The following is a 14819-nucleotide window of genomic DNA, read 5'->3' as shown; positions in this document are numbered from 1 at the left end:
TTGCTTAGACTTCGATTGCCATTGCGGTCGCTTCACCGCCACCGATACAGAGTGAGGCTACGCCGCGCTTAAGCCCACGGGCTTTAAGTGCATGGATTAAGGTCACCAGTAAACGTGCACCCGAGCAACCGATAGGATGACCTAAGGCGCAGGCACCGCCATTCACGTTCACTTTTGCCATATCTAAACCTAATTCAGAAACGGCCAGCATAGTCACCATGGCAAAAGCTTCGTTGATTTCGAACAGATCAACCTCATCCTTAGACCAGCCGACATTGCTCAACAGTTTTGCCATCGCGCCAACGGGCGCCGTGGTAAAGAGTGATGGCTCCTGGGCATGGGTGGTGTGGCCCTTGATGGTGGCCAGCACAGTTAAGCCTAACTGCTCGGCATTGGCGCGGGTGGTTAGCATCAGCGCCGCCGCGCCATCGGAAATCGAGCTTGAGTTTGCCGCTGTAATAGTGCCGTCTTTAGCAAAGGCTGGGCGCAATGCAGGGATTTTTTCAGGGCGGGCATTGCCTGGCTGCTCATCGGTATCGATAGTCACATCACCACGGCGATCGCTTACCGTCACAGGTACAATTTCCGCCTTGAAGGCGCCAGAAGTAATAGCCGCATTGGCTTTTTCCAGTGAGCTTAAAGCAAACGCATCCATTTGCTCGCGAGTAATACCAAATTCATCGGCAGTTTTCTGGGCGAATGTGCCCATGGCGCCGCCGGTGTAGGCATCTTCTAAACCATCGAGGAACATATGATCTAATACCTTGCCATGACCCATACGCATGCCCGCGCGCGCTTTGTCGAGCAAGTAAGGGGCTTGGCTCATGCTTTCCATACCACCCGCAACCACCAACTTAGCACTGCCCGCTTTGAGTAAATCGTGGGCAAGCATCACGGTTTTCATCCCAGAGCCACAGACTTTGTTTACGGTCGTAGCGCCAACAGACAGCGGTAAACCTGCACCTAAGGTTGCCTGACGCGCAGGTGCTTGACCCAGACCCGCTGGCAATACGCAGCCCATTAACACTTCATCCACCTTATCACCCGCAACTTGGGTATCGGCTAACAGGGCTTTAATGGCGGAGGCCGCTAAGCTTGGAGACGTTACGCCAGACAAACTGCCTTGAAAGCCCCCCATTGGGGTGCGTTTAGCGGCAACAATAACGATCTCTTGGTTAAATTGTTCAGTACTCATGGGGACTCCAAGCTAAATGTGCCATGACGGTAACACTCGCCAGCGGCGGATAAATAGTAACAATGAAACCACTCTGACGTTTACGCGAACGTAAAGCAAGTATTCCTTGGTCTAATGTATCGATTTAATCCTCGCCGTATTGTCAGTCAGAATTTACAGTCGAGAGGCCTTAACGGCATTTGAAATGGTAACAAGGAGGAAGTGACCCAATAAAAGCGCTTGCCTTGCAGCAGTAACACAAACCATACCTGCTGAGGTTGAACAGCGCTAAAGACAAATGAGGTTAACAGGCGAGCAAACAGTGGCTAAGCGAATGGTAAATTTATTAGGGCGTGTTGACGTTTCGAGATTAGATTTTGTTCGTTCTGGCAAGTTCGTGCTCGCGAAACGAGGAATGATGTGTAGTTATTCTACTCAAATGACGAGCNACCCTTCGGGCAGCATTTGGCTGGCTTTTCTGCTGCGTTATCGTCCGTTTATGTAGAATAACTACACTGCACGGACTTTGCCTTGCATAAAAGCCAGCCTAATTGCTGCAAAAATAACCCTGAAACGTCAACACGCCCTAGTCAGTTCAAAAAATTCAAGCAAACAGAAACAGCATAGCGAGGTGATTCGACAGGCATTGAGCTTAAGAAACCGTCAATGCCTGACAAACTAAAACAACGTCCCTACTGCGATTCCCATGGTGTCATCGCTGTCATATCACTCAGGTCGTAAGGCGTTAATTGGTAAACGTAATAGTTAAGCCAATTACTCACCAACAAACTGCCATGGCTGTGCCAACGGGCAATGGCATCGGCCTTAGGATCATCGTTACGGTAATAGTTTTGTGGCACATTTGGGTTTAAGCCCTGCGCCAAATCCCGATGATATTCATCGTTTAGGGTGGATTTTTGATACTCAGGATGACCCATGACAAACAGGTTGCGATTATTGCGACTGAGCACTAAATAGGCTCCTGCTTCCTCAGACTCTGCCAGCACTTGTAGTTCAGGATGTCGCTTAAGCTCCTCAATATCCATCTCGGCAAAGCGGGAATGGGGCGCAAAGAACTCATCATCAAATCCGCGCAGCAGCGGGAAATGCTGGCAGGTGCGGCGATGGACAAACACACCTGAACGCTTTTGCTCAAGGATTTTACGATTTAATCCATAGAGATGGTAAAGCCCAGCGTGAGCAGCCCAACAAAGAAAGAGCACCGAGGTGACATGCTGCTGTGACCAATCGATAATTTCACGGATATGGTCCCAGTAAGTCACATCTTCAAAATCAATTTGCCCTAACGGCGCACCAGTGATGATTAGGCCGTCGTAGTTTTTATGGCGCACATCCTCAAAATCACGGTAGAAGGTGTTCATATGATCGATAGAAGTGTGCTTCGACTCTTTATCGTGAATACGCAGTAAATCCACATCCACCTGCAAGGGCGTGTTGCCTAAAAGGCGTAGAAGCTGGGTTTCGGTCTCAATTTTATTGGGCATCAAGTTCAGGATCAGTACCTTCATCGGTCTGATATCCTGATTGGCAGCCCGGGTTTCGGACATTACGAAAATATTTTCAGATTCTAAAATCCCTGCTGCTGGCAGATGATCTGGAATTTTAACTGGCATACCGCGCCTCTTCTGTTCAAACAATCAAGGGTTCCGGCGCGCGTATGCCACTCAGCAAAGAGCAAACAAATTAGCGGCCGACTTTCTCAAGCAGTATCGTCATAGGCTCAGTCGAATTGAGATCGACATGATAGGCTTGAGTATTAATAAACAATAACTTATCACCGAGCATAATCCTTGCACCAATGGCATAGGTATGCCCTGCTTCAAACTGATCGCGCCCTATAGTAAAACTAAATGGCGTAGGGGTTTTAGCGCCTTGACTCTCACGCTCTGCCATCACCACAGCAGGCACATCCATCTTAGAGACATCAAGCAACTGCACAATCAACTTGGCTTCGGCAGGCAGTGCGATACGTTCGCGATACATGGCCTCACCTTTAATCTCAACAACCGCATTTGGTGTGGCACAACCTGTCATCATCGTCGTCACAGTGAGTAATACCATTGCCGCCCATTTTTGCCATGCAGATGTCAGTCCGCTAATCCTTAACCCATGTGTCATTTAATTTCTCCTAATCATACATAAAGACTTCTGGATGTCTATACGCCCAAGCTATAAATCTTGTCATGCTGGGCATATCTTCCTATGATAAGCCACCATTTCGTTGCCGAAAAATTTATGACCCAAGCAACTGCGATAATTGTGGGCGCTAGCTCACATTTAAGCCGCGAACTTGCCAAACAATTGGCCGAACAGCAAGTTGAATTAGCACTTTTTGCACAGGATGTTGAATCGCTGCGCGAGTTCGCCTCGACCTTACCTACCAAAGTACAAGTATTTTCACTGCAAATTGAACAGCCAAGCGCCATCATCGAACAGCTTGAAAACGTCTGGCAAAGTCTCGGCGGTGCTCATTTAGTCTTGGTGAATACCGGACTCAATAGCTACGACCCTGAGCTGCCATGGTTACCTGAGCAAGACATTATCGACGTCAATGTGCGGGGCTTTGCCGCTATCTGTAATACCGCTTTTAGATTATTTCGCGAACAGGGTTACGGCCAGCTTGCCACCATTAACTCGATTGCTGGTCTGCGCGGCGGCCCGAGTGTGGCTTATCATGCCTCTAAAGCCTTTGCGCAAAACTATTTGGAAGGCTTAAGCATGCATGCCCAGCGGCTTAAGTTGCCTATTACTATTACCGATATTCAACTTGGTTTACTGGATAAGGCCGCCATGCAGCAAAGCACCCTATGGCTTGCCCCGCTCCCGCAAGTGGCGGCGCAGATCATTAAGGCCATGCAGCAGGGTAAACGTCGTGTCTATGTGACCAAGCGTTGGCGCTTAGTGGCTTGGCTGACTAAATTACTGCCTGAGTTTATCTATAACACTCGCCACTGGAAGCCGAAAAAGGCTAAAAAGTAGTGTTGTTCCGCGTTTAGCTTTATTACACTGCGAAAACAAAAAAGGAGCCGCTGGCTCCTTTTTTTGTTACTTTAAAATCAGATGATTAGAAAGTGTAACCCACGCTGACCATATAAACCCATGGGTTAATGTCAGTATCAATTACTTTAGTATCACCCGCTAACTTAAACTTCACATCGGTGCTAATTTGCGCATACCACACAGAGGCGTTAACTAACCAGTTTTTATTGACTTGATAATCGATACCCGCTTGCGCCGCTAGGCCCCAGGAGGTGCTCATGCTTAAGTCAGTTAAGGCACCATTTAAATCGTTGGTGAATTCATTGTCGAAGAAGTTAGTGTAGTTCACACCCACGCCTACATATGGACGTAATGCAGATTGAGCATTACCAAAATAGTACTGTGCCACTAGAGTTGGTGGCAAATGTTTGGTTTCAGCAATCTTATTACCACCTAAAGAGACATCATGGCTAAATGGAGTCGCAGCTAATAACTCTACCCCGAAGTTATCGGTCAGCATATAACCAAAGTTCAAGCCTAGTTGAGTGTTATTGCTGATTTGGAATTCACCATTGCCCGCAACATCATCACTCGATTCATTTGGCGCAACAACCACAGCACCGGCACGAACAATGATATCGCCCGCTTGATGGGCAGAAACAGAAGCAGAGAAACCAGCGGCTAACAGGGTGGCAGCGATCAGTGTAGAAACAGTAGTTTTATTCATCATCATACTCCATATGTACAACATAGGTTTTTGTTTTACATTACATCCTTAACAATTGACGCCTACACTGCCAGATAAAATTATTCACCTTATTGATCTAAATCAAGATTAGGCGGCGATACTTATTTCGAGGTATAAATCATGAGATACAAGTCACGTTATCTAAACATTTATTGACAATACCGGTTCATTTTTTGTGACCAACCGCATTAATTAGCCATCACTAATCACCTCCCGAAGAGGTAATAGGAGGAAAATTGCCAATTTCGCCATTTACATTTAATCAACATAAATTGAAATTAAAATCCGATGAAATTCGACGATATTCAGTAGATAAAACGCGAAAGAATCCAAAAGCAGGCAAAGACAGGAATTAAGAATCGACCTAGAAGGTGCTTATTTCGGTTTACACACACTCATCAGCGAAAAAAGAATAAGCCTCTAAACTCATCTTAACCAAATGGCTCAATAGGCTATAGCTAGTCGCGGATATTGTTTACGCCAAGACTTTGCGGCTAACCGTTGCTGAAATAACGCTAAGGGACGCCGAGGATTGGGCGTTAGTTGTAAGGCAAATAATGAGGCTAAGCCAAAGGGGGCGATAATATGTAAGCCTTTATTGGCTGGAGCAGAAAACTTAAGCGTCTGTTCAAGCGACACACCGACAGCAGTTTCGATTTCGGGCCAATAACACATTGCATCCAGTGTCGATTGATAGGGATTGTCGAGATGCTTAAGGTGCATTCGCGCCTGATTTTTTACTGACCAAGGTAAGTCTGGCGCCAGTGTTTGTAGGTAGGCTTCTATCGCCCTATCTCGCTCAGGAAGAGTATCCAAGGGACAATAGTAAATCAGATCGATATCGTTTAACGGACGCGGCTTAATATCGTGCAATTTGTCCCACACCAGATTACGGACAAACCCCGCCGCCAAGCACCACTGCGGAATATCATACACTTGGGCACATTGCTGCGCTAATTCAAGTGCCCTTAACCGCTGTTTATCTTGGCTTAGCCATGCGCATAACAATGCATTTAATTCGGCTTCAGTCATGGCCAATATCCGCTTTAATAAGTTAGAAACACAGAAGTGACATCGACTCACGCCACTTCATCATCGATTTCATCGCACTTAATAAGCAGTTAATGATAGGTTAAACTGCATCGGCTTGGCGCTCTGGCGCCGCATCCGCAAAGGCTGGCAATAAATTACATTCAGCCCATACTCGCATAATATTGGGGTACGGCGTTAAATCCACATTAAAACGCTGCGCGTTGTACACCTGCGGCACTAAACACAAATCTGCGATAGTCACCTTATCCCCAAAGCAATATCGGCCACTATGGCGCGCCAGTTGGGTCTCAAGTGCCGCAAATCCCGTTGCCACCCAATGGTGATACCAAGCGGTTTTAGCTTCTTCGTCAACGTTCAGCTTCTGAGTTAAATACTGCAATACCCGCAGGTTATTGAGTGGATGAATTTCACAGGCGATGGTTAATGCCATGGCGCGAACATGGGCACGCTCAAGGGCTGATGCGGGTAATAGCGGTGTCTTTGGATAGAGTTCATCTAGATACTCAATAATGGCTAAAGATTGGGATAACGCATCCCCATCCTGCTCATCATCCACCACCAAAGTGGGGACTAGCTCCTGCGGGTTTAGCGCGATATAGTCCGCCTTGTGCTGCTCACCACCATCACGCACTAAATGCACCGATAACTGCTCGGCGCTCACACCTTTAAGATTGAGGGCAATACGCACACGATAGGCGGCGCTAGAGCGCCAATAACCGTATAGTTTCATCTCACGCTGTCCTTTTGTCATGCTGAAAAAACGGGGCTAAATAGCCCCGTCGATATTATCTATCACTTTTCAAATAAAAAAGCCTTACGCCTTGTACTCAACCACTTTTTGATCGATAGCGCCAAAAATAGAGGCGCCATTATCATCGAGCATTTCGATGCGTACTGTGTCGCCAAAACGCATAAACGGTGTGCTAGCTTTGCCGTTGCTAATCACTTCAAGCATACGTTTCTCGGCCAAACAGCTTGAGCCAGCACTGCGGTCATAGTTAGAAATCGTACCAGACCCGATAATGGCGCCCGCACCCAATGGACGGGTTTTGGCAACATGGCTAATTAACTGGCTGAAGTTAAAGGTCATATCGACACCCGCATTCGGGCGGCCAAATAACTCACCGTTTAGGTATGTGATAAGCGGTAGGTGCACCTTTGAATCTTCCCAACGTGGGCCTAATTCATCTGGCGTAATAGCTACCGGCGAGAAGCTGCTCGAAGGTTTAGATTGGAAGAAACCAAAACCTTTGGCGAGTTCAGCAGGGATCAAATTACGCAGTGACACATCATTAACTAACATCAGCAGTTTGATGTGTTTCGCTGCATTTTCAACACTCACGCCCATGGGCACATCATCAGTGATCACAGCGATTTCCGATTCGAAATCGATGCCCCAGTCTTCGCTCGCCAGCGGGATATCCGCCTTGGGCGCGATAAAGCTGTCAGAGCCGCCTTGGTAAAACAGCGGATCGGTCCAGAAGGTTTCTGGCATTTCAGCGCCGCGCGCCTTACGTACTAATTCAACATGGTTAACGTAGGCACTACCATCGGCCCACTGATACGCGCGTGGTAAGGGTGATAAACATTTGGCTTCATCGAAGGCTTGCGCGTTCGGTAATTTGCCTTCGTTGAGCGCATCATACAATTCTTGTAATTGCGGTTTGAGCAATTCCCAACCATCGAGTAATTGTTGCATCGTATGGGCAATCGCTGGCACAGCCACCGTTTGAGTAAGATCGCGGCTCACTAACATTAACTGACCATCGCGGCGACCATTGTTATAACTGGCAAGTTTCATATCTGCTCCTGTGCTTCTACGGCTCGGCGTACTGCGCTTTTTATCTCGTTATAGTTAACCGACAATATCAGCTAACGCGAATTTTTTGCTGACGAGAACATAGGTGAATAAAAACCTATATTGACTCTGTATTAGGGTTTGCTGCGCGTAGAAATACCCGAAGCGACGACGGATTCCTATAGCGTGAGCAAAATCACATTTCAGCTTATTTTTTCACATTTTGTAAACTAATCATTACGTTTCCTACCCTGTTGCCGCTTGTCACTATTTCGCTGAACGATATGGTGAAAAAGTCGACAACAAAGTGGAACGATACTGTTACATCTCAAACTTAAGCCAAGATTACTTTGGCTTGGCGATCTTATATTCCCTAAGTTTATTGGCGATAGCCGTATGAGACACTCCCAATTTTTTCGCCAATTGCCGAGTACTAGGGTAAGCAGGATACAAGCGGCGCAGTAAGCTAGCCTCAAATTGCTTCATCGCATCATCGAGATTACCTTCGAAGGCATTATCGAAATAACCAAAACCTTCGGCGTAGGATGGTAACTTGAGCTGCTCAACAGTCAACTCGCCCGAACCGTCCCACATAGATACCGCCCTAAAGACCGCATTCTTAAGCTGACGTACGTTACCCGGCCAAGCGTAGGTTAAGAGATGATCGCGGCATTGGGCCGAAATTCGTCTCACTGGGCTAGAGAGTTGCTGACTGTAGTGCTCGAGGAACATCTCCGTCAGCGGAATGATATCGACCTTGCGCTCGCGCAGTGACGGAATATGGTAGCTAAGTACATGGATGCGATAGTACAAATCTTCTCTAAACTCACCGGTTTGGCACAACTCGGCTAAGTTTTTCTGGGTCGAGCAGATAATCCGTACATCGGCGCGGACTTCTTCGTCGCCGCCGATACGTCTAAAGGTGCCATCCTGTAATAACCGCAGCAATTTAACCTGTGCCGCCTTGGACATTTCGGCCACTTCATCAAGAAATACAGTGCCGCCCTTCGCCTCTTCAAAAAAACCACGTTTAATGACTTTACCTTGGCTAACGTAGCCAAACAGTTCTTCTTCGGCGGCGCTATCGGGCAATGCCGCACAGTTAATGGCAATAAACGGCTTTTCGCGGCGCATGCTGGCATCATGGCTGGCTCTAGCCATTAATTCTTTACCGGTGCCAGTTTCGCCCGTGATCAGTAATGGCGCATCGAGCTGCGCCATGCGGCGGGCTTGTTTAAGCACTTCTTTCATCTTGTCACTGCTGGCCAATACATTTTCAAAGCCTGTGGTTTGATTTTGCAGCGCATTAAATTGTTTACCCACCCGCGCAGGCGATTTAAGCGACACCACCGCACCGACGAGGATAGTTTTCTCGTCCTCATCAGGTAAATAAATCGGTAACATTTCAGCCAGATATTCGTTTTGGCCGATATTCACCCGCGCCGCCTGCGGCAGCACTTGGCCCTCACTGAGCCAGCGGCTGAAGTTAAACCCTTGTACCCAATGGTTTAAGGATTCATCAAGCACTTCGTGTTCACCCATGCCCATATTGAGCAGCGCCGATTCGTTCACAATGCGAATACGCGCCTTCACGTCGATGGAAAACACAGAGTCTGGGAGAGTTTTAAGTAGGGTTTTTAAGGCGTAGTGTTCTTGCTCTGACGGCATAAATGATACAGTACGCACATCGTGGACGCTCTCCACTTTGCGGATCTGCGGCATCAAGGCGCTTAAGGTTTCAAAACTGACTTCAGCAAATTGCAGGTAAAGAAAACCTTGGTTACTGGCATCAATGGCAATGAGATTAATGCCATAACGTTCTAACACGACTAAGATGTCTTTCGCTAAACCCACGCGATCTTGACAGCTAACTTCCAAGCGCATAATGACTGATATTCCCTTTTTTGATTCGAATTTTGGAATAAAACGTGCGAGCTATAGTCCCAAAGGATGACCTTCATAAGACATGCGTTTGACGAAACACGTTCAGTTTACGCAAACGTAAGGGACTAGATAAATAGCTGGGCGTGTATACGTTAGAAGGTTACGCTCAAAGTGGCAAGCCTAGTTTACAGTGCATTTGTAACAGGAAGAAAAAATCAGCATCAAAATTGCATTAAGATGCTGATTTAAAATATTAACTTTTTAATCTAATAACTGGTCGGTCTTGGCCGCCATAATGAAGTCATTCTTATGCAGCCCCTTAATTGAGTGTGACCACCAAGTCACGGTCACCTTGCCCCACTCGGTTAAAATACCAGGATGATGGAATTCTTCCTCGGCCAATTCCGCCAACTTATTGGTAAATGCCATTGCTAGTTTAAAGTTTTTAAACTTGTACACCCGTTCCAATTGCATGATGCCGTCACGCACTTGCACGCCCCAATCGGGGATCATGCGGATAAGCTCGGCCAATTCTTCATCGGTCACTTTCGGTGCATCGGCTTGGCAAGCTTCACATTTCATTTGGGTTAACGCGGTCATACATACTCCTATTGGCAACATCACAGGTTCAATCCGTTGCTCTTATTACGCTTTATTTAATTCGTTTATGTCTAGGGCGTGTTGACGTTTCAGGGTTATTTTTGCAGCAATTAGGCTGGCTTTTATGCAAGGCAAAGTCCGTGCAGTGTAGTTATTCTACATAAACGGACGATAACGCAGCAGAAAAGCCAGCCAAATGCTGCCCGAAGGGTTCGTCTGGCAAGCCCTTGCTCTTTGTCACTCGTCATTTGAGTAGAATAACTACACATCATTCCTCGTTTCGCGAGCACGAACTTGCCAGAACGAACAAAATTTAATCTCGAAACGTCAACACGCCCTAAAAGTCGGTCATTAACTTGCCTTGGCCTTGGGCGGATATTTAGGGGCAAACAAGCCGAGCTGCCGCGCCTTAGCCACATAGGCCATAATGTCCATTTTGGCGATTTCATCTAATACATCAATATGTTCAATCACATAGTAAATTGGCTGCATAATATCGATACGATAAGGCGTGCGTAGCACATCTAAAAGATCGAACGGTTTACGTTCAGGCACTTGGCTTTCCATCGCATATAAGGTTTCGCCAGGTGAACTTAAAATACCACCGCCATAGATACACAGTTCACCCTCTTGAGGCTTGAGCAAACCAAACTCGACGGTAAACCAATACAGGCGCGCCAAAAAGACGCGGTCTTCCTTGCTGGCATTTAAGCCCAATTGACCATAGATATGGGAGAAATGGGCGAAAGAAGGATTAGTCAGCAAGGGGCAATGGCCAAAGATCTCATGGAAAATATCCGGCTCTTGCAGATAATCAAACTCTTCCTTGCGGCGGATAAAAGTCGCGACCGGAAACTCCTTGTTAGCCAATAGCTCAAAGAATCGACCAAAGCAAATTAAGGCGGGCACGGCCGCGGTTTTCCAGCCCGTGGTGGCCTGTAGCACTTTGTCTATCTCAGCCAATTGTGGGATGCGATCCTTGGGCATCGCCAAGGCATCAAGTCCCTGCAGATACTCCTTACAGGCACGCCCAGGCAGGTTCACCGCTTGGCGAGCATACAATTGGCTCCAAATCTCATGTTCTTCCTGTGGGTAATGGATATACCCTGAATCATCTGCACTTCGCGCAACATAGGGCGCAGTGTGCGCAATTTCTTTAGTCATAAAATTCACTTCATGGCTGACGCTAATGCCTCCATAGTGATCTAAGCCTCGATTTTTGTTAACTCCCTCACAGTTTATTGTTTGCGCGCCAATGTGACGTAAACGTAAAGCAAATATTACAAGTCGTTTAAAAAGCATGGACAATATACATACAGACTCACCCAGACGGGTATCAATCCTTGACATTCAAACGTAAAAATGACGACGATAAACAGATAATATGCAGAAAAACCGACAAATTTCGGCGTTTGCAAATGGCTTTTCTGCGTAGGTCATTTACAATATTGCCCAATAATCGCCTCTCCTTAATCTGAAGGTTCGCAATGAAACAACATCAAATTCGTAAAGCCGTTATTCCTGTCGCCGGACTTGGCACTCGTATGCTTCCTGCGACCAAAGCTATCCCGAAGGAAATGCTCCCTGTTGTTGATAAGCCACTGATCCAATATGTCGTTAGTGAAGCTATTGCCGCAGGCATCAAAGAAATTGTGCTGGTAACCCACGCCAGTAAAAACTCTATCGAAAACCATTTCGATACCAGTTTTGAATTAGAAGCCCAGCTAGAACGCCGCGTTAAACGTCAATTACTCGAAGCGGTGCAATCCATTTGCCCGAAAGACGTGACGGTGATCAGCGTACGTCAATCCCAAGCTAAAGGCTTAGGTCACGCTATTTTATGCGCTAAATCCGTAGTAGGTGATGCACCTTTTGCCGTATTGCTGCCGGATGTGATTATCGATGACGCCAGTTGCGACTTAAAAACCGATAACCTTGCCGCAATGGTAAGCCTGTTTGATGAAACCCAAGTGGGTCAAATCATGGTTGAAGGCGTACCACATCATTTAGTCAATCAATATGGTATTGCCGATGTGAACGGCCACGATTTGCAGCCTGGTGAATCAGAGCCATTAGTCGAACTCGTTGAAAAACCTCCAGTTGATGAAGCGCCATCTAACTTAGCCGTTGTTGGCCGTTACGTGTTACCCGCAGCAATTTGGCCATTGCTGGCCAAAACGCCTGCGGGCGCAGGTGATGAAATCCAATTAACAGACGCCATTGCGATGTTAATGAAGCAAGAAACCGTAAACGCTTACTATATGCAAGGTAAGAGTCACGACTGCGGTAACAAACAAGGCTATATGCGCGCTAACGTAGAATACGCTCTGCGCCACAGCGAAATCGGTGAAGATTTTGCCCACTACTTAAAAACAGTTGTAAAGGGAATTAAATAATGACGATTTTAGTGACCGGCGGTGCTGGTTATATTGGCACTCATACCGTAGTGGAATTACTTAATGCGGGAAGCGAAGTGATTGTATTAGACAACCTGTCTAATTCAAGTATCGAAGCACTAAACCGTGTCGAGCGCATTACCGGTAAATCGGTCACATTCTACCAAGGCGATATTCTCAATAAGGCCTTACTGCAGAAAGTCTTTAGCGACCATAACATCGATGCCGTTATCCACTTTGCTGGATTAAAGGCCGTCGGCGAGTCAGTAGCTAAGCCACTGAAATACTATGAGAATAACGTGACTGGCACCTTAATTCTTTGCCAAGTGATGGCAGAGTTTAAGGTGAAAAATCTTGTCTTTAGTTCCTCGGCAACTGTGTATGGTGATCCTGCTAGCCTGCCCATTACCGAAGATTTTCCAACGGGTGCCACTAACCCCTATGGTCAATCTAAATTGATGGTTGAGCATATTCTGGCGGATTTACACCATAGCGACCCAAGTTGGAATATCGCTCGTTTACGTTACTTCAATCCCGTTGGTGCCCATGCCAGTGGTTTGATTGGCGAAGATCCTAACGATATTCCGAATAACTTGATGCCATTTATCGCCCAAGTCGCCGTGGGTAAACGCGAGGCCCTCAGTGTGTTCGGCAATGATTACCCAACCCACGATGGAACTGGCGTTCGTGATTATATCCATGTTGTGGATTTAGCTATTGGTCACCTTAAAGCCCTTGAGAAACTCGCCACAAAACCAGGGCTTGTCACCTACAATCTAGGTACAGGCCAAGGTTACAGCGTGCTCGATATGGTTAAAGCCTTCGAGAAGGCCTGTGGTAAATCGATTGCCTATCAGATTGCACCACGCCGCCCAGGAGATATTGCCGCCTGTTATGCAAACCCAGAGCATGCTAGAACCGATTTGGGCTGGCAGGCGACCCATAGTCTTGAGGATATGGCCAATAGCAGTTGGCATTGGCAATCAACCAATCCCAATGGTTATAAAAGCTAATCATCTAAATGGCTTGTGGTAATTCCCAAGCCATTTTTCTTCTCGATTAATAAAAATTGTTATTCATTAAACACCTATGACAGAAAGCATTAATCACAGTCGCCGTAGTCTTTTTAGTCGCCGAAAGTCCTTGGCGATTAGGCCGCCTTGGGTGCGCGAGGGGGTAGAATTTACCGATATCTGTACTCGCTGCTCAGCCTGTATCACCGCCTGTGAAACTAAGATAATTTTCAAAGGTGATGGCGGCTTTCCTGAAGTCTCGTTTAAGGACAATGAATGCACTTTTTGTACTCAATGCGCCACTGTCTGTCCTGAGCAAAAGTTGTTTGATTTGACCCAAACGCCATGGCAACACATCGCGGAGATTCAAGATAACTGCTTAACCTTTCAAGGTATTTGGTGCCAAAGTTGTAAGGATGCTTGTGAGCCCCGCGCCATCAGTTTCACCCTAAGTGTAGGCAAAGCGCCTATGCCGAAAATTGATACAAGCCTATGTACGGGTTGTGGCGCCTGTGTCGCTCCGTGCCCAAATCAAGCGATTAGTATTAAGCAAGCAGAATAGCCATTGAGCGCCCTAGGCTTGTCCCTGTATTTACGTTAGTATTTCATTCCCAATGTATTAGGTTTCTCATCACCATGTTTGGCAAAAATCTCCTGTTTACCCGCAAATCGTCCCCCGCGCTCAGTTTTATTGCTAAAGGCACTAGGCTGACTGGCAATATTGAATTTGCTGGCGATGTGTTGATTGGTGGTGAAGTTCAAGGTCAAATACTGTCACAGGCGAATGTGATTGTTGAGCAAACGGGAAGTCTTCACTGCGAGGTAAAGTGTCGAGAATTAATTATTGATGGTTATTTCAAAGGCCGATTAATTTGCGAGCGCTTAGTCATCCAAGCACATGGGATTGTCGACGGTGATGTTGCTTGTACTTCAATGCAAGTCAATGAAGGCGGCCAGTTTATTGGTTTAAGGATTAAGGAAGATCACCAGACAATCCACGCACATAGCCTGCCCTCTGCAACATCGACAAACGTATTGTTATCGCAGAGTCAAAATGACTAATCCACATTTCAGCCCATAAAAGAGCGAGGGTGTGTCGACGTTTAGAGATTAACCTTTATTTGCGCCGCTAAATTCTAGCCTACGTCACGCG

15 protein-coding genes are annotated in these 14819 nt (G+C 46.7%); 5 read left to right on the top strand and 10 right to left on the bottom strand.

Annotation, left to right across the window (positions count from 1 at the left end):
* Positions 1 to 4: 4 nt before the first annotated feature.
* From IEY09_RS15435 to IEY09_RS15425, 3 genes are all read right to left on the bottom strand, one after another.
* Positions 5 to 1195 (bottom strand): thiolase family protein, encoded by a 1191-nt coding sequence (locus tag IEY09_RS15435; protein ID WP_188871731.1) that lies wholly within the window; start codon positions 1193 to 1195, stop codon positions 5 to 7.
* 671 nt (positions 1196 to 1866) lie between these two features.
* Positions 1867 to 2808: a homoserine O-acetyltransferase MetA gene (gene metA / locus IEY09_RS15430; protein ID WP_037416842.1), complete on the bottom strand. Its 942-nt coding sequence runs from the start codon at positions 2806 to 2808 to the stop codon at positions 1867 to 1869.
* A 70-nt stretch (positions 2809 to 2878) separates the two neighbouring features.
* The gene (locus IEY09_RS15425; protein ID WP_172588860.1) at positions 2879 to 3313 is read right to left on the bottom strand and encodes a YbaY family lipoprotein; all 435 of its coding nucleotides are present in this window, start codon (positions 3311 to 3313) and stop codon (positions 2879 to 2881) included.
* Positions 3314 to 3430: 117 nt separating this feature from the next.
* Here IEY09_RS15425 and IEY09_RS15420 point away from each other — a divergent pair, with 117 nt between their 5' ends.
* Positions 3431 to 4174: an SDR family NAD(P)-dependent oxidoreductase gene (locus tag IEY09_RS15420; protein ID WP_037429177.1), complete on the top strand. Its 744-nt coding sequence runs from the start codon at positions 3431 to 3433 to the stop codon at positions 4172 to 4174.
* 85 nt (positions 4175 to 4259) lie between these two features.
* Here the strand turns inward: IEY09_RS15420 and ompW are convergent, their stop codons facing one another.
* The 7 genes from ompW to phhA all read right to left on the bottom strand — a co-directional run bounded on the left by ompW (position 4260) and on the right by phhA (position 11421).
* Entirely contained in the window at positions 4260 to 4904 is a 645-nt protein-coding gene (gene ompW, locus IEY09_RS15415; RefSeq protein WP_037416836.1) for an outer membrane protein OmpW, read from the bottom strand.
* A 462-nt stretch (positions 4905 to 5366) separates the two neighbouring features.
* Positions 5367 to 5954, bottom strand: a complete 588-nt coding sequence (locus tag IEY09_RS15410) for a nucleotidyltransferase family protein (RefSeq protein ID WP_188871729.1) — start codon at positions 5952 to 5954, stop codon at positions 5367 to 5369.
* A gap of 100 nt (positions 5955 to 6054) precedes the next feature.
* Positions 6055 to 6705 (bottom strand): maleylacetoacetate isomerase, encoded by a 651-nt coding sequence (gene maiA, locus IEY09_RS15405; protein ID WP_037416829.1) that lies wholly within the window; start codon positions 6703 to 6705, stop codon positions 6055 to 6057.
* Positions 6706 to 6789: 84 nt separating this feature from the next.
* On the bottom strand, positions 6790 to 7776 hold the full coding sequence (locus tag IEY09_RS15400) for a fumarylacetoacetate hydrolase family protein (RefSeq protein WP_069454625.1): 987 nt from the start codon (positions 7774 to 7776) through the stop codon (positions 6790 to 6792).
* Positions 7777 to 8118: 342 nt separating this feature from the next.
* Positions 8119 to 9657, bottom strand: a complete 1539-nt coding sequence (tyrR, locus tag IEY09_RS15395; RefSeq protein ID WP_011071819.1) for a transcriptional regulator TyrR — start codon at positions 9655 to 9657, stop codon at positions 8119 to 8121.
* A 261-nt stretch (positions 9658 to 9918) separates the two neighbouring features.
* Positions 9919 to 10257: a 4a-hydroxytetrahydrobiopterin dehydratase gene (locus IEY09_RS15390; protein ID WP_037416823.1), complete on the bottom strand. Its 339-nt coding sequence runs from the start codon at positions 10255 to 10257 to the stop codon at positions 9919 to 9921.
* 351 nt (positions 10258 to 10608) lie between these two features.
* Positions 10609 to 11421: a phenylalanine 4-monooxygenase gene (gene phhA, locus IEY09_RS15385; protein WP_188871727.1), complete on the bottom strand. Its 813-nt coding sequence runs from the start codon at positions 11419 to 11421 to the stop codon at positions 10609 to 10611.
* Positions 11422 to 11744: 323 nt separating this feature from the next.
* Here phhA and galU point away from each other — a divergent pair, with 323 nt between their 5' ends.
* From galU to IEY09_RS15365, 4 genes are all read left to right on the top strand, one after another.
* A complete protein-coding gene (galU, locus tag IEY09_RS15380) occupies positions 11745 to 12653 on the top strand; it encodes a UTP--glucose-1-phosphate uridylyltransferase GalU (RefSeq protein WP_037416817.1) in 909 nt (302 codons plus the stop codon).
* Complete coding sequence (galE, locus tag IEY09_RS15375; protein WP_037416814.1) at positions 12653 to 13666, top strand: UDP-glucose 4-epimerase GalE; 1014 nt, start codon at positions 12653 to 12655, stop codon at positions 13664 to 13666. The genes galU and galE overlap by 1 nt, the downstream gene beginning before the upstream one ends.
* 76 nt (positions 13667 to 13742) lie before the next feature.
* Complete coding sequence (gene napF, locus IEY09_RS15370) at positions 13743 to 14228, top strand: ferredoxin-type protein NapF (RefSeq protein WP_037416811.1); 486 nt, start codon at positions 13743 to 13745, stop codon at positions 14226 to 14228.
* Between the two features lie 74 nt (positions 14229 to 14302).
* Positions 14303 to 14728 (top strand): bactofilin family protein, encoded by a 426-nt coding sequence (locus IEY09_RS15365; protein WP_047539190.1) that lies wholly within the window; start codon positions 14303 to 14305, stop codon positions 14726 to 14728.
* Positions 14729 to 14819: the final 91 nt, after the last annotated feature.

The organism is Shewanella xiamenensis, assembly GCF_014647135.1.
Taxonomy (GTDB): Bacteria; Pseudomonadota; Gammaproteobacteria; order Enterobacterales; family Shewanellaceae; genus Shewanella; species Shewanella xiamenensis.
This window is presented reverse-complemented; position numbering and strand designations above follow the sequence as displayed.